Origin of the sequence: Piscinibacter sp. HJYY11 (assembly GCF_016735515.1) — a bacterium.
In the GTDB taxonomy this organism is placed as follows: domain Bacteria; phylum Pseudomonadota; class Gammaproteobacteria; order Burkholderiales; family Burkholderiaceae_C; genus Rhizobacter.
The window spans coordinates 178,313-203,301 of the sequence record NZ_JAERQZ010000001.1 but is presented as its reverse complement, the minus strand read 5'-3'; the positions used below and the strand labels follow the sequence as shown (position 1 = coordinate 203,301).

Genomic DNA, 24,989 nt, shown 5'->3' with positions numbered 1-24,989 from the left:
CATGCATGTGCTGATCACCGGGGCCCACGGCTTCGTCGGCCACGCGCTCGCCACGCGGCTTGCCCGCGAGGGTGAGCTCGCCGGCCGAGCGTTGCGCCGCCTTTCGTTGGTGGACCTCACCTTCGGCGGCGCCCCCGCGCAGGAATGCGTGGTGCATCGCCTCGCCGGTGACCTGGGCGACGCCGCCTGGCTCGACCATCACCTCGACGGCGATCCGGTCGACATGGTGTTCCACCTCGCCAGCATTCCGGGCGGCACCGCCGAAGCGAACTACGCGCTCGCACGCCGCGTGAACCTGGACGCGACACTCTCGCTGCTGGAACGCGGCAAGGCGCAGGTGGAAGCCGGCGCCGCCTGCCCGCGCTTCGTCTTCGCGAGCAGCATCGCCGTGTTCGGAACGCTGCCCGAGCTCGTCACGGAAGTAGCGCAGCCCCGACCGCGCATGACCTACGGCGCGCAGAAGCTCATCGGCGAGATCCTCGTCGACGACTTCAGCCGGCGCGCCTGGGTGGACGGTGTGTCGCTGCGCATTCCCGGCGTCCTGGCCCGCCCCCCAGCACAGACGGGCCAGTTGTCGGCCTTCCTCAGCGACATCATTCGCGAACTCGCCGCGGGCCGCCCCTTCGCCTGCCCCATGTCGGCGAGCGCCACCACCTGGGCGTCGTCAATCGGCAACGTCGTCGACAACCTGCTGCACGCCGCCGCGCTGCCGCGCCACGCGCTGGGCGCCACGCGCACCTTCACCCTGCCGACCACGCGCTTCTCGATGGCGGAGCTGGTCGATGCGATCGGCGCGCTTCGCGGCACCGACACGCGGCCGCTGGTGCGCTACCACCCAGACGACCGCATCGAAACGCTGTTCGGCCGCTTCCCGCCGCTGGAAACGCCCGATGCGGAGCACGCAGGCTTCCACCGCGATGCAGACCTGCGTGAGCTGGTCCGGCGTGCACTGGATTCGTTATGAATGGGAGCCGCATGCGAATCGTCTCTGGCGCACTTCTCTTCGCAGCACTGGCGGGCGGCCACGCCGGCGCGGCGGGCATCACCATCGGCATGTCGGCACCGCTCAGCGGTCCGAACGCCGCCTATGGCCAGGGCCTCCTCCATGGCGTGAAGCTCGGCCTGGCGCATGCGGGCACGATCGACGGCCAGCCGGTCGAACTCAAGGCGATGGACGACGGCGGCGACCCCGCGCGTGCCTTGGAGAACGCCCGCCGGCTGATCCAGGCCGGCGCCGTCGCGCTCACCGCCTTCCACGGCACGCGCTCCATCGAAGCCCTGCGGCCCCTTCTCGAACAGACCGGCGTGCCGCTCGTTGGCGCGGCGAGCAGTGCCGACAGCCTGCGCGAGCCGCCCCAGCGCCATCTCTTCAACCTGCGCGCGGGCGCCCGCGACGAGGTGGCGGCCATCGTCAACCACGTCGACACGATCGCCCTCAACCGCATCGCCGCGATCGCGCAGGACGACGGCCTGGGCGCCTCGGGCCTGGAGGGCCTGAAGGTGGAACTGGTGCGCCTGGCCATGCGGCCGGTGGCGAGCGAGGGCCTGACGGCGGGCGCAACGCCCGAGGCGGTCGAGGCGGCGCTGCGGCGGGTCTGCAGCGCCACGCCTCAGGCGGTGCTGCTGGCGCTCGATGCGCGGCTTGCGCTGGAGGTGCTGCGATCGGCGGCCAGGTCCGGCTGCTCGAACACCCAGTTCGTGGCCTTCAGCGAGACCGGCGCGGCGCTGTAGATGTCGGACCGTGCGACGGAAGCGCGTGGCCTGACGGTGAGCCAGGTGTTGCCGCATCCCACGCAGATCAGCCACGCACTGGTCGCGGCGTACCAGCGGGCGCTGGGTGCGCAGCCATCGGCCGCGTCGTACCCATCGCTGGAGGGATACCTCTACGGCCGTGTGCTCGGGCAGGTACTGCGCGCATGCGGCAAACGCCCGACCAGTGCCTGCATCGTCGACCGTCTGGAGACGGCGCCGCCCATCATCGAGGGCTGGCGTCTGCGGTATGCGCGTGACGACCGGACCGGCTCGCGCTACGTGAACCTGACCCTGCTGGGCGCCGCGGGAAAGGTGAGCCGGTAGGTCGTCGACCAATTATTCAGGATACTGAAGATATCGAGACCACCGCCTGACGCCTACGCGATGAGCACCGCCACCCTCCCCGTCCGCATCGTCCACAAGACGACGGAAGCCGACGGGATCATCAGCCTACTGCTCGCGCCGGAGGGTCCGCTGCCGCTGCCGGCGTATTTGGCCGGGACCGACCACGTAGGCGCAGCGGTCATTCAGCCAGCGGGGATGCGGAAGACCGGTCTGGGCCTTGGCGGTCACTCATCGGCCTTACTCGACCGGCAGCAAACAGTCTCAAGCAGCCCGTCGAAGTGAACCGTCGGCTCTGCAGCGGTTGTCGTCGCTCGGGCTTCGACCTCAGTAGCGGCTGTTGGGCGCAAAGCCGCGGGCCAGACACTCCTGACCGCACTTCACAGAAAGACAGCATCGGGTGATACAGCCGACGCTCCACGCCCTTTGGGCTCGTCGTCTCGCGCAACGGCGTTTTGCTGTGGCGCCGCCGCTCTCTCGGCGCATAGTGGTCGACAGCCGATTGACGAATCGGACTTGCTTTGGTGCGGACCTGGGTCACTGCCGCTGGTCTTCGCGCTACTGGCGCGCGGCAGGTGGCGGAGCCCTTCGGCTAGGCCGGCCGCCTGGGCAGCCGCTAAGCTACTGGCTCATCGTCGGGCTGAACGGAGCGCGTCGGCCCGAGATACAGCTGTTCGCCGACTGCGTGCGGTCTCAGGCCGCTCTCACCCACGACGCGCCCAAGGCGGCAGGGCGCAAAAAAGACTATGGCGCTGCTGTCGATCTGGCACCTTCCCGCGCATCACCCTGTCAGGAGCGCGCACGGTGCGCGGGCCGCCCAAGGAGAACCCCATGCAATTCACAGGTGCAGGACGGCCCCTTTGCCGACACCCACGAGCACCTGGGTGGATATTTCGTCGTCGATACGGCCAGCTTGGACGACGCATTGGAATGGGCAGCGCGAGCACCATGCGCGTCGGCCGGCAGCGTCGAAGTGCGGCCGGTGCTGCCGCCGATGGACGCGCAAGCGTGAAGGCTGCGCAGGTTCACTCCGCTGCCGTGAACCGCTGCCGAGAAGTGCGCCCGTGAGCGACGCGGCGGCGGCGGCCGAGCGCGTCGCCCGTGAAAGCTACGGCCGCCTCGTGGCGCGCCTGGCCTGGCAATGGCGCGATCTCGCCGCGGCCGAGGATGCGCTGGCCGACGCCTTTGCCGCTGCGCTGCGCCATTGGCCCGAGCAGGGCGTGCCGGACGCGCCCGAGGCCTGGCTGGCCGCGGCGGCCCAGCGCCGCCTGCTGCACCACGCCCGCCATATCCGGCTGACGCTGGACCCGCGCGTGACCGCCTTGCTCGATGAGGCCGAACCCGAGGCGCCCCTGCGCCAGGCCGTGCCCGACGCACGGCTGCAGTTGATGTTCGTCTGCGCCCATCCGGCCATCGCGGTCAACGCCCACGGTCCACTGATGCTGCAGGCCGTCCTCGGGCTGGACGCGAAGGTCATCGCCAGCGCCTTCCTCGTCTCGCCCGCTGCGATGGCCCAGCGCCTGGTGCGTGCCAAGGCCAAGATCCGTGAAGCCGGGCTGCGCTTCGAGGCCCCGGAGGCCCGCGAGCTGCCGGCGCGCCTGGCGGCGGTGCTGGAGGCCGTCTACGCCGCCTACACCCTGGGCCGCCATGCGCTGGACAGCCCTGCCGACGACCTGTGCGAGGAAGCCCTCTTCCTGGCCCGCCTGACGGCGCAACTGCTGCCCGTTCAGGCCGAAGCCTGGGGGCTGCTGGCCCTGCTGCTGCATGCCGAGGCGCGCCGCGCGGCACAGTTCGACGCAGACGGCCGCTTCGTGCCACTGCCGGCGCAGGACCCGACCGGCTGGAGGGAGGACCTCATCCGCAAGGCTGAGGCGGCGCTGTGGACCGCCGCCAAGCTGCGCCAGCCCGGGCCTTTCCAGATCGAGGCGGCCATCCAGTCGGCCCATGCACAGCGACGCGTGACGGGACAGACACCCTGGCGCGCCATCGCACAGCTGTACGGCGTCCTGGTGCAGTACCACGCCAGCCTTGGCGCGCGCGTTGGCCAGGCCGTGGCCCAGGCCGAGGCCGGCGAGCCGGCGGCCGCGGTGGCGCTGCTGGATGCACTGCCGAAGGAGGCCGCCGGCTACGCGCCCTACTGGGTAGCGCGCGCCCATGTGCTCGGCCTGGCCGGCGCACCAGGCCGGCAGGCCGCGCTGCAGCGCGCCATCGGCCTGACCGACGACCCGCGGCTGCGCGATTTCCTGGTCGCTCAGCTCGGCTGAAGCGCCGCGCGAGCGCGGAGCCCGGTGAGAAACCTAAGGTGGTCTCCAGGCCGTGGAACCCTGGACGACACGCTTCTTGAACTCCCACGCTCCCCGCAGGCTGAGTGGGGGTCGCACCAGGCCACAACATCGCCTGCTGCCAGCCCTACCGCAATGCGCCGTCTGAGAGCCGGCGAAACGGCTCGGCTCAGGGAAGGATGGCGACGATGCGGCCGATCGACCAGTACGCGGCGACGGCCCCCATCGAGTACAGCAAGGCCGGCCGGCCCCGCTGCACCGAGGGCCAGCGTGCGAGCAGCTTCCACAGAACACACGCCACAAGCACGACCAGAAGTTGCCCGAGTTCGACACCGGCGTTGAAGGTGACCAGCGCCGCGGCCAGGTGCTGCTCGGGCAGCCCGATCTCCTGCAGCGCGCCGGCAAAGCCGAGCCCGTGCACCAGGCCGAAAAGAAACGCCACCATCGCAGGCCAGCGGCGTGACAGCGTCTGCTCCTTGTTCAGCGCTTCGCCCGCCACCAGCATGATGGAAAGTGCGATCGTCGCCTCGACCGGCGCTGAGTTCAGGACCAACCAACCCAGGCTGCTCGACGCCAGGGTCACGCTGTGCGCAAGCGTGAAGGCGGTGATCGTCCACACCAGCCTCCGCTCGAACCCGACCAGAAACAGCAAGCCCAACACGAACAGCAGGTGATCGAAGCCCATCAGGATGTGCTCGACCCCAAGCACAAGGTAGGCCCACACCACCTCGCCCACGCCACGCCGGTCATCCGCGGCGCCGAAGAGCTGCACCGAGGGTTGCGCCTGCGTCAGCGTGTGCACGCGCATCTGGCCATCGAGCCAGTAAACCTTCACCAGAACGGCCGAAAAGCGCCGGCCCACACCTTCAACACCCAGCCTGCCTTGCAGGCTCTCGGCGCCACAGCGCAGCACCGTCTCTTCGGCGCGGCAGCCTTCAGGCCAGCTGATGCGCAGGCCGGCATCTCCCGGGCGGTTGCCCGCTGTCCATTGCCAAAGGAACTCGGTCGGTCCCGCCTGACGGACTTCCATCTCGGCCATGCTGATCTCGTGGGCCCCGACCGCCGCGGCGCACAACGACAGCAGCAGCGCAACGCAGGCACGCAGCAGGTGCCTCATGGGGTGCCCGCCTCGACCTTCACGGTGTACTTCTTCGCGAGCATGCGCACCGCTGCGCTGCGCTGCTCGGCCATCACGTGGTCGGTCCAGTCCTGATGCACCACGTTTCGCAGTGATTCGAACACGGCGGGTCGCGCGGCGACGACGGCATCCAGCTTCACAACACGCCATCCGTCGCCTTGGCGCAGCGCCCGCCACGTGTCGCGCGGCAGCGCCTCCAGCGCTTGCGCGAACTCGGGGCCATAGCTCTGCACGATGGTCGGGTGCGGCCGCGCCTTGAACACACGCAGGCCAGCCTTCTCATCGGAGGAGGTGCCGCCGTTGAGCGCCGCCGCGAATGCACTGGCGGCGCCCTCGGTGGCATCGCCGGCGAGCACCGCCTCCTGGAAGTCGTAGCGCGCCGGCTCGTCGTACTTCACCCGATTCTTCTCGAACCACTCCTTGAGCACCGCGTCGTCGGCCGCGGGCCGCTGCAGCCCGGCGTTGATCATTGACAGCGCCTTGAAGATCACCCGATCACGAATGGCCTTGTCACCCTTGTCCATCTGCAAGGCGAGGCCCTCGCGGTAGAGCACCTCGTTGTCGAGCCACACGCGGCGCAGCGCATAGAGTTCATCTTCGCCGGGCTCGCGGCCGCGCGCCTCGCGGAACACCTTGATCGCCTCCGCGTCGACGGCTTCGTCGACCACGATTTCTCGCGCCTCGTCGGGCCGACCGTTGACGGCGCGGTCGAGCCCAAAGAGCAGCGCTCCGAGCACGATGAAATGCAACAGCGGCTCGCGCCACCATCGCACCGTGCCTCGTGCGCTGGGTGGTGGTGCGGTGTCGGGAGAAGAGGCTGTGGCGGACATCTCGGCGTGCTCTCGGAAGAGTCAGAAAAGCGAAAAGCCCGCGGACGGGCATACAAGCAGCGAGGCGCCGCGTGTTGCCACGCGGCGCTCGTGAACGTTAGGCAATCAGTTGGACGCGATGAAGTGGCCCTTCGGTGGTTCTTTGCGATCCGCCGGCACGCCGGCCACTGGCGTGCTGCCGGTCACCTCGACGAAGATGGGGTTGCTGTAGAACCACAGGTCAGACCAGGCGGCCACGTCGAAGGCCACCATGCGCTGCCCGTTGACCACCGGCAGGTGGTTCGGGCAACCATCGATCTTCGGCTGGCCCACGCCGGTGTACAGCGTGCCGTTCTCCGGCACGTTGCTGCCCACCGTCCTGCAAGGGATGCGCAGCATCGCGAACTCGGGGAACTCGATCGCGCTGCTGTTCTTGGCGTTGAGCGCGCCGGAGTTGGTCCACAGGTCCGACAACGGGTTGCCAGCAGCGTCGGTCTCGAACGGCACAGCGGCAGGCAGGTTGGTGCCGCGCAGGCGCACGTACTGCGACGACTGCACACCGCGGATGCGGAAGCTCATCGTCTTGAACTCGCGGTCGTGGCGCGGGCTGTTCCAGTTGGAGGCACCGAAGGTCTTCACGACGGCGGCGGTCTCGTTCTTGGCTGCTGCGGGCACGCTCGCCAGCGAGCGCAGCTGCTGCGGGTTGGCCATGTCGACCCAATCGTCCGGCCAGGCACCGGCGTAGTCAGGCGCGCCCGGCTGCTTGAAGCCCGTCACGCGGCCGCGGATCACGTCGATGTGGTCGAGCGATGGCTCGTCGATGAGCTGGGTGATGCCCACCTGCTGCAGCGAAGGGTTGGGGAAGCTGTAGGGTGCGTAGTTCTTGCCCTTGGGGTCGCGCACGGCGATCGCGACGACGATGTCGGAGCCGGGCTTGACCACGAGCTTTTCGCCCATGGTGGCGCAGTGCGGCAGGCCCTTGTCGTCGGTGTTGCGGGCCGCGGCGTTGAGCGCCATCGCCTCGACGGCAGCTTCGCCGAGCGCTTCAAGTTGGCGGCCGGTGGCCTGTGCCACGCGCGGGGGCACTGCACAGGCCACGAACGCGAGACGGTCGATGAGCTGGCCGGCCGAGACCCAGTTGTTGCCGCTGCGCAGGCCGTCGACGATCATCTGCGGGCTCACGTGGCGCGTGTCCGTCTTGCCATGCTTTACGAGCGTGTAGTTGCGCTGGTATTCGCCGGGCCAGAAGTCGTTGTCGCTGCGACGATCGTCGACGCTGAAGGCGCCGCGCGAGTGCCAGTCGGAGCTCGCGAAGAACCACCAGTTGCGGCCTTCGCCCAGCAGTGCATCCCACACGCCGCCAACTTGCGCGGCATAGACGCCGGTACCGCCGAAGGTGGTCCCGCCGACGGAGTCGTAGCGCACACCGCCGATGTTGTTGCGGCGCAGGCTGTATTCACCGCGGCGGTCGGAGGCACCGTGACCCGGCTGGCTCTCGAAGCCGAAGGCGACGCGCGGGCCAGCGTTGTTGAAGTTGCGCAGGTGCTCGACATTGAAGCCGTTGTTGCCTGCCGGGTTGAACGGACCGGCACGCTCCAGGTGGGCCGGCACGTAGTAGCTGCCGTCCGGGTGCTTGGCCGCCATCCACTTGATGGACTCGACCGTCTTGATGTGGCCGAGGTCACCGTTTGCACCATTGAGTTTGGCGGCCGCGACATTCCAGTCGGGGCTGGCGCTGTTGGCGCTGCCAGGCACGGAGCAGTCCCAGTTGTTCCCCAGTCCGGTGTTCACATTGCCCGGCTGTGTGGTGGTGTTACCGCGGCTGGTATCGCTGTTCCCACGGTCGAAGCAGTATTGCCATTGGGCCAATGCGTTGGCATTGCCGAGCGGCGTGTAGCCCGGGGTCTTGGGTAGCACCTGCTTGTAGATGGCCGGGGGCATCTGGCCGCTGATGACGGCCATCGACGTGTGCTCATGGCCTGCGACGACCGACTCCACGCCCATGAAGATCGGCTCGTTGCGGTAGGCCGCCAGGTACTCGAGCAGCGGGTACTGGTAGGTCTGCACCGCTTCCCAGCGCCACATGTTCTGGTTGACGCCCGAGCCCGACAGGTCGCCCTTGGGCGTGACAGCGGGGTTGGTGTTGCGCCAGGTGGTGGTCGGGCCCTGCAGCGTGGTGCCGTCGGTGGCGTAGACCAGCGGGTAGGCGGGCGTGGCGAGGCTCGCGTCTTCGGCCAGCGTGCAGTTGCGGTTGCCCGTGCCGCCGTGGCCGGCCTGCACGAACCAGTCGAGGCCCCAGGGCGTGGCCTCGGTGCGGTCCATCGAGCGCTTGACCTTCTTCTGCAGTGACACGGCACCGTCGGAGCAGGTGCTGTGGTTGTGGAAATCTCCGGCGAGGTAGGTCCCGGTGTTGCGGTTGCCGTGTTGGCGGTGATCGTTGGCGCCCGCGACATGCGGCGCGGTGGCCAGGGTGGCAGCGCCGAGTGTGGCAACGGCAAGCGCGATCTGGCGCTTCTGAAGGGTGAGGCTCATTGCGTCTCGTCTCCTGAGGGGTGGCGTTGGGGGATCGGAAGCACGACGCAGCAGAACCGCACGGCGATCGGCGCACATGGATGCTAGGAATCGCGTATGTCGGTGCCATGACAGTTGCAACCATCCGTGGCCATGTGCAGCCTGGCGCGCGTGCGTGCACCACTTACATGACAGGTCGATGACGGCCAGAACCCTCCACTCGGGATTGGTCGCGAGCGCATCCGGCCCGGAAGAATCTGTTGATGCGCGACGAAGTCTTCGGCCTCTTCCCCATTCCCCTGCTCCGCTCGACGGGCGTGCTCAGGCCGGAGCTCGTGCGCGGCTTGGTCGAACACTTCTCGGCACGCGCCGATCTCGACAACAGCTCCTCGGCGAATCTCAGCCACACCGCGCTGCTGAGCCCGGCCGACAGCCCGCTGCTTGTCTCGGTGGCAGAGTTGCTGAGCCCCAAGCTGATCGAGTTCGGCGCCCTGCTCTTCGGCGAACGCCTGGGCTGGTCGATCAAGGAGATGTGGGTCAACGTGCTCGAGCCGGGGGGCCGGCAGGCGATGCACAACCACGCCAACAGCTTCGTCTCCGGCGTGCTCTACCTGACGCCCACACACCCTGATTCACGCACCGTCTTCATGAAGTCCCCTGGTGGCACCGAGTTCTCGTTCAAGAACGATCACGCGGCTGTCATCACAGGGCCCTACAACGCCGAGAAGTGGATCAGCCCGCAGCCCGAGCCTGGCGACCTCGTGCTGTTTCCGAGCTATCTCATGCACGCCGTGCCGCCCAACGCCGGCGAACGACGCATCACGCTGGCCTTCAATGCCATTCCCACCCACATCGACTCCTGGGGCTACCGCATCCGCTTCAGCGGCTGACGAGCCGCGGCTCGGTGCAGGCCGGGCGCGCCTCGCGGCGGCGCTCATGCTGATGATCGCCTCGGGGTTTGCCGCGCTTGGCTACCAGATCGTGTGGACGCAGCAGGCCACCGTGTGGTTGGGGCATGAGTCGAGCGCCGTTCTGGCGGTGGTGGGCAGCTTCTTCGCCGGCCTGGCACTCGGCGCCGTGGCACTCGGCCGCCGCGCAGAGACAAGCACTCACCCGGGTCGCTGGTACGCGGTGTGCGAAGCCGTCATCGGAATCTGGGGCCTCGCGCTCGTGTGGGCAATGCCGCAGGCCGGTCGCGCGCTGATGCTGATCACCGGCGACGACCCGAGCGCGGCTTGGCAAGCCGCCGTCGCCTTTGGCGGGACCTTGGTGCTGCTGCTGCCTGCCACGGCCGCGATGGGCGCCACCTTGCCCGCACTCGAACGCGCGCTTGCCCGCGGTGCGCGGCGTGGCGACTCGCTCGCGCTGCTCTATGCAGGCAACACGCTCGGCGCGGTGCTGGGCGTGCTCGCCGCGGCGTTCTGGCTGGTACCCACACATGGGCTGTCGGCGACCGCCGCCCTGTGTGCGGCGCTCAACCTGCTGTGTGCAGTGGCCGCGCCCTGGCTCCTCGGGCGCGATGCACCGCGCGCCGCATCGGACGCGGCGGCAACACCGTCTCGCCAGCCCCTGGTGCTGCTCGCCGCGACCGGGCTTCTGGGCATCGGCTATGAGGTGCTGGTGGTGCGCGTGCTGCGTCAGGTGTCCGAGAACACCGTGTACACGTTTGCGATGCTGCTGGCCGTCTACCTCGTCGGCACGGCATGGGGCGCGGCGGCCTACCAGCGCTGGCGCGTGGGCCGCCCCGACGCAACGCAGACCACCGGGGTTTTGCTGATGGCGCTGGCCATCACGGCGCTGTGCGGCACGGCGAGCCTCTGGGCTGCAGGCACGCTCAAGTCAGCCCTGCTGGCCACCACCGGCGCGGGGATGGCCGCGGCCATTGCAGCCGAGGCCGTGCTCGCGGCCGCGGCGTTCGGCGTGCCCACCGTCGTGATGGGCGCACTCTTCAGCCACCTCGCCACGCAGGCCGTTGCGCAGGGTCAGGGCTTCGGCAGGGCGCTGGCGGTCAACACCCTCGGCGCGGCAATGGCACCCCTGGTCTTCGGCGTGGTGCTCGCACCGGCCGTTGGCCACAAGCTGGCGTTGCTCGTGGTGGTGGTCGGGTATGTGCTGCTCGCGCTGAGGGTCATGCGACCTGCCGGTCCGGTGGGCATCGCCGTGGCAGCCGGGGTGCTGGCGCTCGTCACCCCTCCACTCGCTTTCATCGACATACCAGAGGGCGGACGCATCATCAGCCACCGCGACGGCACACTTGGTGCCGTGAGCGTCGTCGAAGATGCACATGGTGTTGCTCGTCTGCACATCGACAACCGCCAGCAGGAAGGCAGCAGCGCCACGGCATATGCCGACGCTCGCCAGGCGCTGGTCCCGGTGCTGCTGCACCCGGCGCCGCGCCAGGCGCTCTTCCTGGGCCTGGGCACCGGCGTCACCGCGCGCGCTGCAGCGCTCGACGCGCAGTTGCATGTGCAGGTCGTGGAACTCGTGCCGGAGGTCATCGACGCGTCGGCACTCTTCGCAGATGTGCTGGGCCATGACACATCGGCGCGCCTGCAGGTCATCGCAGGCGACGCCCGCCGGCATGTAGGCACGACGGGGCAGCGATATGACGTCATCGTGTCCGACAACTTCCATCCCGCACGCAGCGGCTCGGCCTCGCTCTACACCGTGGAGCACTTCCGCGCAGTGCGGGCACGGCTCGCACCAGGCGGGCTCTTCTGCCAGTGGCTGCCGCTGCACCAGCTGGACCTGCCCACGCTGCGCAGCATCGTCGCAGCCTTCGTGGAGGCCGAGCCCGAGGGCCTCGCGGTGCTCGCCACGCTGAGCCTCGACACGCCGGTGGTCGGGCTCATCTCCCGACCTGGCAGCGGCCCCATCGACATCGCCACGGTAGGGGAGCGCTTACGCAGCGCGGCTCTGCCGGAGCCCTCGGCCGCCTGGGGCCTGCGCGACGAGGTGGCATTGCTCGGCAGCGTGATCGCGGGCCCGAAAGCGCTCGCACGTCTATCCGCGGGAGCTGAGCCGAACCGCGATGACCGGCCCGTCGTGGCTTATCGAGCTCCACGCGTCACCTATTCCCCCGACTCCCACCCGCGCGACCGACTGCTTGCGCTGCTTGGCGAGTTGCAGGTACATCCTGCCGAAGTGCTGAGCGCCGATGCTGCGACGTCCACGCGCCTCGTCGCCTATTGGCAGGCTCGTGACCGCTTCCTTGCGGCAGGCCGCGACGTCCAGCCCACGCGCGACGTGCAGCGCATGCTCGCCCAGGTACGGGAGCCCCTGCTCGAGGTGCTGCGCATCAGCCCCGAGTTCAGCCCCGCAGCGGAGCCACTGCGGCACATGGCCGCCGCACTCGCGCGGCTGGATGCCCCGGCCGCGCGCGCGCTCGAAGACGAGATCGCTCGCCTGCAGGGGACCGGACGATGAGCACGCAATCAAGCTTCGAAGTGCCGGCCTCGTCGATGCCCATGGAGCTGCAGGCGCAGGCGCAGGCCGAGGCCGACCGCTTCTATGGCGACGGGCCCGCGATACCGTGGCACGCAGGCGAGGCCGGCGACCCGCGCGCAACCTGGGGCTGGTGGGTGCTCGGCGGTGCGCTCGCCATCGCGGTGCTGGCGACCCTCGTGCGTTTCTTCGAGGCCGGAACCGACACCGCCACCCACGCCGCACCCGAGAGCCCGGCGGGGCATGCCGCTGTCGCGTCACCGCTGGGCAACCCCGATGAAGATCTCGTCGACGAGCCTGCGCCCTCGTCTTCTCCGAGCGCCGCAACGGTTCAGACGCGGCCGGGCCATTCGCACGTGGCCGTCACCCGCCAGGGCCGCGAATGGCAGATCGAAGCGAGCGGTGCTGCGCGCCTGCTCGTCGCCCAACGCCTTGCGGATGCGAGCGGCTCGTCTTTGCGCGGCGACCTGGCCGTGCTCGCCGCAGCGCGCCCGATCGACCTGAACTGGCGCGGCCGCAGCACCGCGCAAGCCTGGCAGGCCGTGCTCGGCCCGGGGCTCAGCTTCGTCACACAGTGCGGCGGCTCGCGGTGCCGAGTGTGGCTGCTGCAAGGGCAGGAGCCCGGAACGGCATTCCCGCTGCCGACGCGGCCGCCCATACCGCTGCCGGCGGTCGACGTGCCCGCTACCAACACGACACTCGCCTCGGCATCGAGCCGTCCCAGCGACAGCGCCGATCCGCGCGTGGCCGCCCACCACGATTGAACGACCGCCCATGACACGCGCCCTTCACCTGTCGCTGCTGGCGCCCTGCCTGCTTGCCAGCCACCTCAGCGCCGCGCAACCGGCATCCGCCGACACTCGCAAGCCCGCATCGCCCTGCGAAGCTCACCAGCCACGCCACGACCGGCTCGACGTGCGCTGCCGCTGGCCGGCCGGCAGCGGTCCGCAGGCGCTGCGCTTCGACGCACATTTCGCCGGCAGCCACGATGACACGAGCGCCTCGCTCGTTGCGAGTCTCAACGGAACAGCGCTGAACTGCGCGGCTGGCAGCAAGACCCAGCTCGATGGCCAGGACGAAGGGGACGTCACGATGAGCTGTCGCTTTTCGCTGACCAGCCCGCTGCGCGAGGAGGTGGTGCTGCGATTCGAACTGGCGTGGTTCCACGCGCGGCAGACCGGCTTCGAGCTGGTGAGCGAATAGCGAGCTTCATGTCTAGCCTGCACGACGACGACGATGAACGCGCCAGCAGCGCCGTGCACGCCGTCGCCTTTCTGCTTTCTGCCGTATTGCTCGCCTACGTTGTCGACCTGGTTCCCAGCCATTCGCCGACGCGCGCCAAGCTGCAGCTGTTCGCGGCGGTGATGGTGCTGATGTACCTCGCGTCCGCGCTGCTGCACGCCTGCACGCCCGGGGTATTGAAGGACGCATTGGAGCGTCTGGACCACGCGATGATCTATCTCTTCATCGCTTCGACATATTCGCTGTTCGAGGCCCAGCCACAAGGGATTGGCGGGGTGGTGTGGGCCCTGGCCATCGGGGGGGCCGTGGTGAGCATCGTCCGCCGTGCCGTCCAGACGACCTGGTCAGCTCTGCCCTACGTGTTGTTGGGATGGCTTGCTGTGGCCGGCATCGCTTGGCAGGCGAGCTTGTTGAGCGATGCGACGCTTTGCCTGCTCGTGGTGGGTGCCGCCATCTACACGATCGGCGTCCGGTCCTATCTGGCCTCGGGCCGACGCAAGTTCGCCCACGCTGAGTGGCACCTTCTTGTGGTGCTTGGAAGCGTGACGCACACCACCGCCGCGCTGGTCGACCGCTGGTGAGCTGGCTCGGGCGCTCCTAGCCCAGCGCGCCCCAACCCGTGGCGATGCGGCGGAACATCCCTTCGTCGTCGAGCGATTCGATGTCGACTTCCTCGCCGGTACCTTCCAGCACCACGCCTCCAAGCTGCTCGATGGTCTGACGCGCCGCCTTGTATGGCGCCTGGATCCAGTCGCCAGGCGTTTCATTGAACATGCGGAAGCTGTAGACGGTGACTGTCCGGGTCATGGCGTTCTCCAGAGCTCATGGCGCTTCGTGTCGCAGCGCATTCCTGACTCTACCGGTGGCGGCCGATCGCCGGAGCGCGACGCGGATAGGAATACCCCTTCATTTCCGGGTGAGCGCCGTCATCGATCTGTCACGCCGAACAAGACGCATGCTGGCAGAAGCGAGCGACAGCGTTCATGCCCCGGTCACGAGCCGTTCATAGAGTGTGCACGATGGGCAAAGAGTTGATCCTGATCGGCATCGTGGTCGTCGCCGGCATCGGTGTCTCTCGCCTCTGGATGTCTCGCCGCAAGGGTTGGAGCATCGTGCTGTGCCTGCTCGTCGCCGCTCTTGTCACATCGCTGGCGCGCCGCTGGCAGATCGACCTCAGCGGCGCTGCCTGAGATGAACGGCTCCCAAGGTCGACGGCGCGCCCTGCGCTGGGCAGGCGCGGCATGGGCGTGGATGAATATGGGTGGCTGTGCACGTCATGTGTCCTGGCCCGAGGTCACATCGTTGATCGAGCGTCTGGCGCCTTCTGTCGTGGGCGTCGGTGACGGCCGTGGCATCAGCGGCTCAGGCTTCACGCTCCAAGATCCCACGCTCGTCGCGACGGCGGCGCACGTTGTCATGGACCTGAAGGCACCCCTCATCGTGCGCACCTCGAGCAGCACCGTCGAAGCGCGCATGGCCCTCGTCGACGAGAAGGCCGACCTTGCCCTGGTCCGCTTGCCGCAACCGGGTTCGTTGGCCCGCCGGTCGGGCCTGCGCATTGCACGGGACGCACCGGTTCCGGGCCAGTGGGTGCTCGTCCTCGGATGCCCGTTCGGCACCTCACCCACCACCACGATCGGCATCGTGAGCGCCCTGCCCGGCGCCGTGCTGGAGCCGCCCGAACTGGCTCGGCGCCTGCAGCTCAACGCGGCCGTCAACCCGGGCAACTCCGGTGGCCCCGTGGTCGACCTGCACGGCCAGGTGATCGGCGTGGCCAACGCCACCGTGCCAGGGGGCTACGGGCTCGGCTTCGCCGTGCCCGCCCCTGAACTGCAAGCGCTGCTCGACGAACTCAGCCGCACTGGCCGAGGAAGTTGAGGTTGAGCGCCGAGATGCCGCCGTTCGCGGTGTTGGTCACGATCACGATGCCCACGCACGGCAGGCGCCCCTGGTTGACGCGCGGCCAGCCGTTGGCGAAGTAGAGCCGGTCGCCGCCGAAGAGCTCGTCCTCGTCGATGAAGTCGGGCCGAACCACCGCGCCCACGCCGCCTTCCTGCTGCAGGGAGTTGGTGATCGAGATCACCTTGTTGATGAGGCGGATCCCGGCCGCGATGTCGCGGGGCTGGCGCAGCGTCACGAGGTTGCGGATCAGGTCGCCGCCAATGCAGCCCACCAGCGCGACGCGCACCGCCGAGGCATCGCGCCCGAAGCCCGAGCCGGTGATGATGCTCGGGCGGTAATTCGGGCACACGAAGGCGACCGACGAGCTGGCCAGACACATGTCGATCGACACGTCACCGCCACCGCTCGCATTGATGGCATCGGCCGCCATGATGTTGACGAGGCTGTTCACCAGCGTCACGGTGAGCTCGATAATGTTGGCGCGTGCCGTGCCCGAGAGGTCGGTGAAGATCGAAAACGCGAAGGCGGCGAAGGAGTACACCTGCACTGGCTGCGTGCCTTGGTAGAACTCGCGCGGAGACACTGGCCCGCGCAGCCCAGGGGCCTTCTTCGAGGCAGCCACCCACGACGAGGCGCCGCGCACCGACGAGGTCGACACCACGGCCAGCAGCTCACCTGACTTGCGCTTCACCGCGTCCAGCAGTTGCGGCAGCTCGGTGCCCAGCAGCTGGTTGAGGGCGACCTGCTGCTGCGCGGCGCCGAGCGCGCTCAGCCGCAGCGCCTGCAGATCCGTCAGGGCCTGCCGATAGGCTGCGGCCGCGGCCTGCAGCGCGTTGAGCGTGTCCTGCGTCATCGCATTCACGTTGAGCGCCTCGACCTGCGTGCGGGCGGCGGTGATGCGGGTGCGCACCGTGGCCAACGCAGTGATGAAAGACGCGTCCTGCGCATCAGCGGTGAAGCCGCGGCTCGCCAGGAAGGCCGGCGTCAGCAGGCCACCGTTCGCCGGCGCCAGCACCTGGGTGGCGCTCAGCACAGCGGCGCTGTTGTCGGTGTTGGCCGACAGCGTCTGCAAGGCGGCGCGCGCTTCGGCGAGGCCGCTGGTGTTGCCCGCTTCGGCGGCACGGGCCGCTGCGGCCACCACGTCGTTCAGCCCGCCGGCATAACGGCTGGCCTGCACCGTGGTGGCGGCCGAGCCGCTCGGCAACACCAGGACTTCACGGTTGGCGACGATGGACGACCCGGCCAGCGACACCGTCACGCGGTAGCGACCGCCCGTTTCCTTGCCGTAATTCGGGTCGGTCGGGTCGCCGTCCGCATAGAGGCCTTCGGGGTCGATCGACGTGTCCTGGTTGAGCAGGCGCTTCACGAGCCTGGGGAAGCTCACGTTCAAGCCGTCGACGACCGGCGCGCGGCCGATCACGTTACCCACCGGTGCCACCGACACGCTGAACTGGAACGCGGCGTTGTCGAGCGCCACGCCGTTCGCGTCGCGTACCACGGGCGTGACCGAGATGCTGCCGTCGGGCGCGACGATCGGCTCCGAGAGCGAGATCTCCATCGAGCTGGGGCCGGCGACCACCGGCACGCCCGTCACGGTCCAAGTGAGCACGGCCGGGTTGAACGGCAAGGTGCGGTCTTGGCGGATGGTGAAGACATCGGTGCTGGTGAGCGTGGCGCCGGCGGCCAGGTTGCCCAGCGCCACGGTGCGCTTGATCACCTGTGTGGCCGGCGACGTGCTCTGCACCGAGGCTTGCACGGTGTTGAGCGCCACGTCGCCGTTGCGCACCGTGATGCGGTACGAGTAGTCGAAGGTGGTGCGGCCCGAGCGCACGGAGCTCACCAGCTCCTGGCCGGTGACGGTCTGCGCGACGACGAAGCCGGGCAGCATCGCCAACGCGAGCAGCAACAGCCACCACGAGAACATGCGGAGCACGCGTGTCATGCCGGCTCCTTCACGTCAAAGCCTTGCGCGCGACGGCGGCGGACCGCCGCACCGAGACCCAGGCCCGCCAGCAGCAACAGCGCGGGGGCGGGCAGCGGCACCGCCGACACGGCGGCCTCGGTCATGCCCGTCTGCACGGTGGTGAATGGGTCCGAGAGCACCAGCTCGTAGCGCTGCGAGCCGGGTACGAAGCCTTGCAGCGCGGTGAACATCACCGAGAAGCCGGTGAGCGGCCCACCGGCCGGCACCAGCCCCGCCAGGTGAAGCGCGTCGAAGTAGCCCACGTCGGGAATTTGCGGATCGGGCTGGACGACGAGGCTGCTCCAGCCGGCGGGGGACGCCGACACCGAGAGGTTGCTCAAGCCCGGCGCATCGAAATACACCGTGAATTCATCGAAAGCGACCACCGGACCGCTGTTGACCAGCTGGTAGTCGTAGCGCCACGTCTGACCGCCGAGCCAGGTCGCGCTGTATTCGACCAGTGCGGCCTGGGCGGAGCCCGCTGCCAACAACAGGGCCGCGACAGTCGCGCGCAGCCCAAGCTTCAATGCCTTCATCGGCACCCTCCCTGTTCATCAGCCACAAGACGGCGGCCCTTCCGGGCGGTGAGTCTCAAGCGCGAGCGTGACCCGCTGACGATCCGTGACCTAGCCTGTTCGGGCGGGTGGTGCCCGACACCTCGCCTGGTCTCGACATGGCCCCGGATGCCGCATGGCTTCAACGTGTTGTCATCTGCCGCAACGATCGTGCCGACTGGACGGTCGGCCCACGCCTTGGTGAAGTTGCCGGCACCGCCTCAACTCAAGGGATGCCATGTTGATTCGCTCATTGCTCGCGACCACGATCACCGCACTGCTGGGGACCGCCGCCCACGCGATCGGCCCCGGCGAACGCTGGAACCACTTCGATTTCGACGCGCGCAACTCCGCCTTCCACGGCGTGGAGCGCGAGGGCGCGGACGACGATCGCCGGGATCAACACGTCCACGACGGGCGCAAGCACCCGAACCATGGCCATTCACACAAGCAGCCGTTCAAGGTGAAGGTGATCGGCTTCAACGACTACCACGGCAACCTGCAATCTCCTGGCACCTTCGGTGTCAACACATCGGTGCCGGTGGCGCAGCGCCCGGCGGTCGGCGGTGCCGACTACCTGGCCGGCTACGTGGCCGCGCTCAAGAAGCAGAACCCACTGAACGTGGTGGTGGGCGCGGGTGACTTCATCGGCGCCTCGCCGCTCATCTCGGCGCTCTTCTTCGACGAGCCGGCGGTGGAGACGCTCAACCACATCGGCCTCGAGTTCAACGCCGTCGGCAACCATGAGTTCGACAAGGGCGCGGCCGAGCTCAAGCGCCTGCAGCGGGGTGGCTGCCACATCACGGATGGGGTGCCCGACCCCAACAGCTGCCGCGGCCTCGGCTCGAAGAGGCCGGGCCGATTCGACGGCGCGAAGTTCCAGTGGCTCTCGGCCAACGTGGTCGAGACCGCGACGGGCCGCACGCTGCTGCCCGCGGTCGGCATCAAGCGCTTCAACGGCGTGCCGGTCGCCTTCATCGGCATGACGCTGCGTGGCACGCCCACCATCGTCACGCCCAGCGGCGTGGCCGGCCTGCAGTTCCGCGACGAGGCCGACACCGTCAATGCCCTGGTGCCCCGCCTGCGCGCCCGTGGCATCGAGTCCATCGTGGTGCTGGTGCACCAGGGCGGCTTCCAGGGTCCGGGCCTGTCCGACATCAACGGCTGCGACGGCAACCTGGCGGGCTCCGACATCGCGAGCGTGGTGAGCCGCCTCGACAACGCGGTCGACCTCGTCGTCAGCGGCCACACGCACGCCGCCTACAACTGCTCGGCCAACACAGTGGACGTGAGCAACGGCGGTGCCACCATCACGCCGCGCAGCGCCGGCTTGCCCAACATCAGCGGCCGCCTGGTCCCGGTCACGAGCGCCAGCGCCTTCGGCCGCGTGCTGACCGACATCGACCTCACGATCGACCCGCGCTCGCGCGACATCATCGCCGTGGCGCCAACCAACCGCCTGGTCGACCGCAGCAACGCCGCAATCACGCCCAATGCCGACGTGGCCGCCATCATCGCGGGCTACAACGACCTCGTGTCACCGATCGCCAGCCGCGTGATCGGCTCGATCACCACCGACCTGCCCAACACGGCGGTCGACGCCGCCTGCAACATGCCTGCAGGCGACCTGATCGCCGATGCGCAACTGGCCGCCACCGCAGCACCCGACTTCGGCGGCGCGCAGATCGCCTTCATGAACCGCGGCGGCGTGCGCAACCCCGGCTTCACGTTCGCCAGCAGCCCGGCCGGCGAAGGGAACGGCAACATCACCTACGGCGAGGCCTTCACGGCCCAGCCGTTCGGCAACAGCCTGGTGACGATGACCCTGACCGCACAGAGCCTGAAGAACGTGCTTGAGCAGCAGTTCGCCGGTTGCCGCGACCAGGGCGCTGCCACCACGCGCCTGATGCTGCCCTCGGCCGGCTTCCGCTACACCTGGGACGGCGCGCAGGCCTGCGACTCGCGCATCCGCAACGTGACGCTCACCACCAACGGCCAGACCGAGACCCTTGTCGACGCCGCCGGCACGGTGCTGAACCCGACGCGCACCTACCGCGTGACGGTCAACAACTTCATGGCCACCGGCGGCGATGGCTACCGTGAGTTCCTCAACGGCACCAACCTGTTGGGCGGTGCGCAGGACATCGATGCGCTGGTCGCGTACCTTGCCGCCTTCAACGCACCGAACGCGCCCTACAACCCCGCCGACCCAGCCCTCGCCAAGCCACGCATCAACCGCGTGGGCGGCACCAGCTGCCCGAGCGGTGCCAACACCAACCCGTGATGCCGAGAGCCCACCTCGCTGCGCTGTGCCTGACCTTGCTGGGCGGCACAGCCTGCGCGCGCGATTTTTCGGCGCCGCCCGGATTGGCCTCCCTGCTGGAGCGTGCGGATGCGGCGCTGGCCGCCGGTGAGTCGTTGGGTGCACAGGCCGCCTACGAGCAGGCCGCAGCGCTGCAGCATGCGGCGCGCATCGAGGTGGGCTGGGTGCGCGCGCGCATGCAGGCAGGTGGCTACCGGCAGGCCGTCGCCTTTGCGGCGCACGCAGCGGGGGCCCACCCTGAGGAGGCACATGGTGCGCTGCTCTATGCGCATCTGCTGAATGCCGGCGGGCAGACGCAGGCCGCGCACAGTGTGCTCTCTCGCGCGCGGGAGCGGCTGCCTGGTGAACCCTTGCTCCAGGCCCCACTCAGTTCCTGCCCGTCTCATCGGTCGGGCGTCCCCGACGAGCTGCAACTGCCGTCGCTCGGCGAACCTCTGCCTCCAGGCCTCGTGGTCGCCGGTTCCGCGCTGCTGCTCGACGACGGCCAGCACGCGCTGGTCCCGCTGGCCATGGCTGACGAGCAGACACCGCTTTGGGTGCGCAACGGCCTGGGCCGTACACAGGCTGCCCGCATGGTGAGCCGCGATGTCGCGGCCGGCACAGCGGTGCTCGCGCTCGCCGCCCCGCTCGACACGCCGGCTACGCTCTCGCGCGCACCGCGTGAGGCGTTCCCGGGCAGCCCGGCGTTTGTCACCGGCTATGCCGCGAGCGCGCACGCAAAACCTGCGTGGCCGCAGCTGTGCGCTGGATTTCTCGGCACGCCGCCGCCCGACGGTGGCCCACGGCCGCTGGGCATTGCCATCGAAGCGGGCAGCGTGGGCGCGCCGGTGTTCGACAGCGCCGGCCGTCTGATCGGCCTCGTCGGCCCCATCGGCCCAACGGGGACACCGACGCTGCTCTCGGCACGCAACGTCACCAGCATCCCGACCTCGAACGACACATCGCCGCGGCCGCTCGACGAGGTCTACGAAAGATCACTGCGCAGCAGCCTGCAGCTGATTCGCCGGCCCCTCGCCATGCGAACAAATGAAACGCAGGCGCCTCCCCGATGAAACCTGCGGGCAACGAGCGCCACCCACAGTGAGCCCTGAGACACCTCTGCGTCGTTGAAAGGAACTCCATGAATCCGATGTCACTCGTCACCCTCCCTCCGGCACTGCTGCGTGCCGGCTTCGAGCACCACGCCGGCGCCACCCACGGCGAGCGCCACGAGCGGGCCGTGGCGCTGGCCATCGGCCTCGCGGCCGTGGTCGCCGCCCTCGCAATGGTCGCCGGAGAGCTTTTCGCATGAGAGATGCGTCCTCGCCGCTTCCTGCGGCATGACCCGACCGCGAAACGCGATCTGGTCCGTTCGGACCATGGCCCACCCCACGCCGCGCTGTGATGGCGCTGTCACATCGCATTGATACCTTGGCGCGCTCTGTTTCGCAGCCCGGTGTGATCTCGCGTGCGTGTGACCTTCCAGCTTCTCGTTCTCGTTGTCTCGCTCGGCACACCGCTCGCGCACAGTGCGCCTGCAGGCGTGTTCGTCTCGGACACAGATGAGTCGATCGCGCTGTCCGATCGCGGCTGGCTGCCCGGCGCACAGTTGCTGATCGCCGCGGAGCCGTCGCCGGCACTGCCTGGCCCGACGCTGCACCGTCCCTACGACACCATCGTCGCCAACGCCGCTCGGCGGCACGCGTTGCGGCCGGCACTGCTGCACGCGGTGATCGCGGTCGAATCGCGCCACGTGCCGCATGCCGTGTCGCCCAAAGGCGCGCTGGGCCTGATGCAGCTGATGCCCGCCACCGCACGCGCGCTGGGCGTCCGGCAGCCGCTCGACCCGACCCAGAACATCCACGGCGGTGCGCAGCACCTGCGACACCTGCTCGACGAATTCGGCGGTGATCTGCGCCTCGCCCTCGCTGCCTACAACGCCGGCGCCGCCGCCGTCCATCGCCATCGTCGCAGCGTGCCGCCCTTCGCCGAGACCCAGGCCTATGTGCCACGGGTGCTCGCACAGATGGCCCGTTTTGACAATCCCTCCATCTTTCCGACGACTGCCCCATGAAGCATCCACGCCTCCGAACGCTGGCCCTTTCCGTCCTGGCCTTGTCTGCCCTCGCAGGTTGCGGCGGCGGTGACGGTGATTCAACGACCGCGCCAGCGCCCAGCCCAGGGGTCAGCGGATATCCGAGCTCCGGCACCTATGGCTACACCGTCAAGGCATCAGGGCCGACGAACGCGCTGCGGCACGGCTTGTCCCTGCTGCACCCGGCAATGCCGGAAAACGAGTACGTGATCGAGACCGCCACCAGCGCGATCACCGACACACGCCTGATCGTGCGAGGCGACGTGAACGCTGCGCAGTCCACGGTGGCCAACCTGCAGTCCCACTCGCTCTTCTACATCTTCGGGGGCGACGTGCGCAGTGTGCGGCTGCAGGCTGATGGCACACAGCCGCGCCTGCAGATCAGGCGCTCCGACACCAGTACGGCCTGCCGCTTCCTGCTGAGCGCAAACGACCACGCGCAGCCCGAGAACTCACGCTTCGTGGTGTCGACCGCGGGCGCAGACGGCAACTGCGGCACGACCGACGACCGGTGGGCGGAAGTGCGCGAGGGGTCGGGGTCGACGCTCATCCTGCAGCCGCTTGCAGAGCGACCCCTGGACGTGTCACGCGATCCGATCACCCTGGCGCCGCGCGGGTGGATCTACCCTCGCGAGATCCAGCTCTGGAGCGGCAGCACGCTCGCGCTGCGCGCCTCCGGCTCCCTTGCCTTGACCCAGGTGCTGGCCGCCACGCCACACAGCGCGCTGGTGGGCGACGGCACGCGCTTGTCGGTGTTCAGCTTCACCGGGAACACCGCCACCGAGACACCGCTCGATGCCGCGCTCACCATCGGCACGAACTGGCGCTTGATCGGTTTCGACGCAGATCACTTCTATGTGTACGACGACGATCCCACCTACGTGTTCACCTCGCCGTGGCGTGTCCTGCGCATCTCGAAGGTCAACCCGACGGCCGTCTCCATCGGCAGCGGCACGGGCGTGATCAGCGTCGCCAGCCTCGGCATCAACGTGGTCTACCTCACCGTGTTCACCGCCAACAACAACGTGCTCGTGCGCTTTCCCAAGACCGGCGGCCTGCGCGTTGAATCGCCCTACCCGATCGACATCAAGCCGACGGTGCAAACCAGCGCCGCAGGCCGCCACCTGAAATGGGAGGTGAGCGGCGTAGGCAGCCCCAACGTGAACTACCGTGTGGACATCATCGACGAGGCGGGAACACCGCTGCAGCAGTGGCCGACCGGCGCCTTCCCCATCAGCATGGCCGATGCCAACGCAGAGAACCTGGGCGTCAGCGAGAACCGCACCCGATTCCTCATTGCAAACGGCTTCGGCGCCCGCGCCTTCAGCAACGCCTCGCTCATCGGCTACGACGCGGCCACCGGCACGGCACGCACCCTGGGCACGCTGCCCGCGTACGGCAATGACGTCGTCTTCGCCACCGCCTCCGGTGGCCCTGCGAACTTCGGCGCGGGCTTCGCCACGCGTTCCAGCAGTGGCAGCTACGTCGAGCAGGACGCACGGGTGTTCTCGTTCGACATCGGCGCCGCCGACAGCCTGCGCACGGCGAGCCGGCGGTGAGCGCGACCGAGGCCGCACAGGCTCCGGTCCTGATCCAGGTCACGCCCACCGAGCGCGGTGGTGTCCTCGACTACCTGCAATGCCTGGCCTCGCAGTGGGATGAAGCCGGCACGCCGTCGCACGTGCTGCCGATGTCGAAGGCACTGGCCCGCGAGCGCTCGCTCGACGAGCGCGTGGGCGACTGCTGCCGCGCGAGCGGCCGCGCGGCACTCGGCGACGCCTGCACCGTGGTGCTGCACTTCTCCGGCTATGGCTACGCGCCGCGTGGCCTGTGCTTCTGGCTGCTCAACGAGCTGACGGCACTGCGCCGGCGGCGGGGGGCGTCGCTGCGCCTGGTGGTGGTGTTCCATGAGCTCTTCGCGATCGGCCCGCCGTGGAGATCGGCCTTCTGGGTCTCCGACGCTCAGGCGTGGATCGCTCGCCGGCTGGCGCGCATGGCCGACGTGATGTGGACCAATACCGCCGCACACGCGCGCTGGCTCGGCAGCGCCGGCCTCCACGGCACACCGCTTCACGCGCGGCCGGTGTTCTCGAATGTCGGCGAGCCGCTGCGCACGCCGCTGTTGTCCGATCGCGTGCCGCGCGCGGTGGTCTTTGGCTCTGCGCCGACACGCGAGCGCGCCTTCACAGCCCTGCGGGGCCGGGAGCCAGTGCTCAAGGCCATGGGAATCGAGGCGTTGGTCGAAGCCGGTAGCGGGGAGTCCTGCTACCGGGAAGGACCCATCCCCTGCCAGCGTGTCGGCAGGCTTGCGCCAAACGAACTTGGCGAGCTGCTGCTGTCGTCGCGCTTCGGGCTCGTCGACTACGAAGCGCATGGCCTCGCCAAATCAGGCGTCTTCGCCGCGTACGCGGCGCACGCTTGCGTGGCCATCAACACCAGCCACATCACGGCCAACGACGATGGGTTGGCGCCTGGGCTCGACTATCACGTGCTGCCCGAACGCAGCACTGCCGTCGCATCGCCCGCGAAGCAGCAGGAGACGGCCGACCGCCTGTTCCGCTGGTACCAGCGGCATCGTCTCGAGCACCAGGCGCGAGAACTCCTCGCGCTCACCGGCGCATGCTGAACGACCCCCTGCCCTGAGCTTTCACTT

Annotated in this window: 25 protein-coding genes; 19 read left to right on the top strand and 6 right to left on the bottom strand. The window is 68.9% G+C overall.

Features of this window, described 5'->3' with window-relative positions:
• The first annotated feature begins 1 nt into the window (after window position 1).
• The 6 genes from JI745_RS00915 (at window position 2) to JI745_RS00890 (ending at window position 4,358) form a co-directional block, all read left to right on the top strand.
• Window positions 2-964, top strand: coding sequence for an NAD-dependent epimerase/dehydratase family protein (locus JI745_RS00915; protein WP_201803061.1), 963 nt, complete (start codon window positions 2-4; stop codon window positions 962-964).
• A gap of 11 nt (window positions 965-975) precedes the next feature.
• A complete protein-coding gene (locus JI745_RS26225) occupies window positions 976-1,731 on the top strand; it encodes an ABC transporter substrate-binding protein (protein WP_201803059.1) in 756 nt (251 codons plus the stop codon).
• The gene (locus JI745_RS26880; protein WP_201803057.1) at window positions 1,732-2,076 is read left to right on the top strand and encodes an ABC transporter substrate-binding protein; all 345 of its coding nucleotides are present in this window, start codon (window positions 1,732-1,734) and stop codon (window positions 2,074-2,076) included.
• Window positions 2,077-2,136: 60 nt separating this feature from the next.
• Window positions 2,137-2,379: a hypothetical protein gene (locus JI745_RS00900; RefSeq protein ID WP_201803055.1), complete on the top strand. Its 243-nt coding sequence runs from the start codon at window positions 2,137-2,139 to the stop codon at window positions 2,377-2,379.
• 115 nt (window positions 2,380-2,494) lie between these two features.
• Window positions 2,495-3,106, top strand: a complete 612-nt coding sequence (locus JI745_RS26875) for a YciI family protein (protein ID WP_404932783.1) — start codon at window positions 2,495-2,497, stop codon at window positions 3,104-3,106.
• 52 nt (window positions 3,107-3,158) lie between these two features.
• Complete coding sequence (locus tag JI745_RS00890; protein ID WP_310738436.1) at window positions 3,159-4,358, top strand: DUF6596 domain-containing protein; 1,200 nt, start codon at window positions 3,159-3,161, stop codon at window positions 4,356-4,358.
• Between the two features lie 187 nt (window positions 4,359-4,545).
• Here the strand turns inward: JI745_RS00890 and JI745_RS00885 are convergent, their stop codons facing one another.
• The 3 genes from JI745_RS00885 to JI745_RS00875 form a co-directional block, all read right to left on the bottom strand.
• Window positions 4,546-5,493 carry a HupE/UreJ family protein gene (locus JI745_RS00885; RefSeq protein WP_201803053.1) on the bottom strand — a complete coding sequence of 316 codons (948 nt, stop codon included), beginning with the start codon at window positions 5,491-5,493 and terminating at the stop codon, window positions 4,546-4,548.
• Window positions 5,490-6,344 carry a peptidyl-prolyl cis-trans isomerase gene (locus JI745_RS00880; protein WP_201803051.1) on the bottom strand — a complete coding sequence of 285 codons (855 nt, stop codon included), beginning with the start codon at window positions 6,342-6,344 and terminating at the stop codon, window positions 5,490-5,492. The genes JI745_RS00885 and JI745_RS00880 overlap by 4 nt, the downstream gene beginning before the upstream one ends.
• A 105-nt stretch (window positions 6,345-6,449) precedes the next feature.
• Window positions 6,450-8,855 (bottom strand): hypothetical protein, encoded by a 2,406-nt coding sequence (locus JI745_RS00875; protein ID WP_201803049.1) that lies wholly within the window; start codon window positions 8,853-8,855, stop codon window positions 6,450-6,452.
• 242 nt (window positions 8,856-9,097) lie between these two features.
• Here JI745_RS00875 and JI745_RS00870 point away from each other — a divergent pair, with 242 nt between their 5' ends.
• The 5 genes from JI745_RS00870 to JI745_RS00850 are packed head-to-tail and all read left to right on the top strand — an operon-like array spanning window position 9,098 to window position 14,101.
• Window positions 9,098-9,724 carry a putative 2OG-Fe(II) oxygenase gene (locus JI745_RS00870; protein ID WP_201803047.1) on the top strand — a complete coding sequence of 209 codons (627 nt, stop codon included), beginning with the start codon at window positions 9,098-9,100 and terminating at the stop codon, window positions 9,722-9,724.
• Window positions 9,725-9,770: 46 nt separating this feature from the next.
• The gene (locus tag JI745_RS00865) at window positions 9,771-12,260 is read left to right on the top strand and encodes a fused MFS/spermidine synthase (RefSeq protein WP_236674862.1); all 2,490 of its coding nucleotides are present in this window, start codon (window positions 9,771-9,773) and stop codon (window positions 12,258-12,260) included.
• The gene (locus JI745_RS00860) at window positions 12,257-13,042 is read left to right on the top strand and encodes a hypothetical protein (protein WP_201803043.1); all 786 of its coding nucleotides are present in this window, start codon (window positions 12,257-12,259) and stop codon (window positions 13,040-13,042) included. The genes JI745_RS00865 and JI745_RS00860 overlap by 4 nt, the downstream gene beginning before the upstream one ends.
• Window positions 13,043-13,052: 10 nt before the next feature.
• A complete protein-coding gene (locus JI745_RS00855) occupies window positions 13,053-13,481 on the top strand; it encodes a hypothetical protein (RefSeq protein WP_201803041.1) in 429 nt (142 codons plus the stop codon).
• 8 nt (window positions 13,482-13,489) lie between these two features.
• Window positions 13,490-14,101: a hemolysin III family protein gene (locus JI745_RS00850; RefSeq protein ID WP_201803039.1), complete on the top strand. Its 612-nt coding sequence runs from the start codon at window positions 13,490-13,492 to the stop codon at window positions 14,099-14,101.
• A gap of 16 nt (window positions 14,102-14,117) precedes the next feature.
• Here JI745_RS00850 and JI745_RS00845 read toward each other — a convergent pair whose 3' ends face one another.
• Window positions 14,118-14,327 (bottom strand): hypothetical protein, encoded by a 210-nt coding sequence (locus tag JI745_RS00845; RefSeq protein WP_201803033.1) that lies wholly within the window; start codon window positions 14,325-14,327, stop codon window positions 14,118-14,120.
• Between the two features lie 212 nt (window positions 14,328-14,539).
• On the opposite strand from JI745_RS00845, the gene JI745_RS00840 reads away from it, so the two are divergent.
• Window positions 14,540-14,710, top strand: a complete 171-nt coding sequence (locus tag JI745_RS00840) for a hypothetical protein (RefSeq protein WP_201803031.1) — start codon at window positions 14,540-14,542, stop codon at window positions 14,708-14,710.
• Window positions 14,711-14,822: 112 nt separating this feature from the next.
• Window positions 14,823-15,398, top strand: a complete 576-nt coding sequence (locus JI745_RS00835) for a S1C family serine protease (protein WP_201803029.1) — start codon at window positions 14,823-14,825, stop codon at window positions 15,396-15,398.
• Here the strand turns inward: JI745_RS00835 and JI745_RS00830 are convergent.
• Window positions 15,373-17,364 (bottom strand): hypothetical protein, encoded by a 1,992-nt coding sequence (locus JI745_RS00830; protein WP_201803028.1) that lies wholly within the window; start codon window positions 17,362-17,364, stop codon window positions 15,373-15,375. The genes JI745_RS00835 and JI745_RS00830 overlap by 26 nt on opposite strands.
• Window positions 17,361-17,921, bottom strand: coding sequence for a hypothetical protein (locus JI745_RS00825; RefSeq protein ID WP_201803027.1), 561 nt, complete (start codon window positions 17,919-17,921; stop codon window positions 17,361-17,363). The genes JI745_RS00830 and JI745_RS00825 overlap by 4 nt, the downstream gene beginning before the upstream one ends.
• A 256-nt stretch (window positions 17,922-18,177) precedes the next feature.
• Here JI745_RS00825 and JI745_RS00820 point away from each other — a divergent pair, with 256 nt between their 5' ends.
• From JI745_RS00820 to JI745_RS00795, 6 genes are all read left to right on the top strand, one after another.
• Window positions 18,178-20,223 carry a bifunctional UDP-sugar hydrolase/5'-nucleotidase gene (locus tag JI745_RS00820; protein WP_201803026.1) on the top strand — a complete coding sequence of 682 codons (2,046 nt, stop codon included), beginning with the start codon at window positions 18,178-18,180 and terminating at the stop codon, window positions 20,221-20,223.
• Window positions 20,223-21,314, top strand: a complete 1,092-nt coding sequence (locus JI745_RS00815; RefSeq protein ID WP_236674861.1) for a serine protease — start codon at window positions 20,223-20,225, stop codon at window positions 21,312-21,314. The genes JI745_RS00820 and JI745_RS00815 overlap by 1 nt, the downstream gene beginning before the upstream one ends.
• Window positions 21,315-21,382: 68 nt before the next feature.
• The gene (locus tag JI745_RS00810) at window positions 21,383-21,553 is read left to right on the top strand and encodes a hypothetical protein (RefSeq protein WP_201803024.1); all 171 of its coding nucleotides are present in this window, start codon (window positions 21,383-21,385) and stop codon (window positions 21,551-21,553) included.
• A gap of 156 nt (window positions 21,554-21,709) precedes the next feature.
• The gene (locus JI745_RS26220; protein ID WP_201803023.1) at window positions 21,710-22,315 is read left to right on the top strand and encodes a lytic transglycosylase domain-containing protein; all 606 of its coding nucleotides are present in this window, start codon (window positions 21,710-21,712) and stop codon (window positions 22,313-22,315) included.
• The gene (locus JI745_RS00800) at window positions 22,312-23,895 is read left to right on the top strand and encodes a hypothetical protein (RefSeq protein ID WP_201803021.1); all 1,584 of its coding nucleotides are present in this window, start codon (window positions 22,312-22,314) and stop codon (window positions 23,893-23,895) included. The genes JI745_RS26220 and JI745_RS00800 overlap by 4 nt, the downstream gene beginning before the upstream one ends.
• Window positions 23,892-24,962 (top strand): hypothetical protein, encoded by a 1,071-nt coding sequence (locus JI745_RS00795; protein ID WP_201803019.1) that lies wholly within the window; start codon window positions 23,892-23,894, stop codon window positions 24,960-24,962. The genes JI745_RS00800 and JI745_RS00795 overlap by 4 nt, the downstream gene beginning before the upstream one ends.
• Window positions 24,963-24,989: the final 27 nt, after the last annotated feature.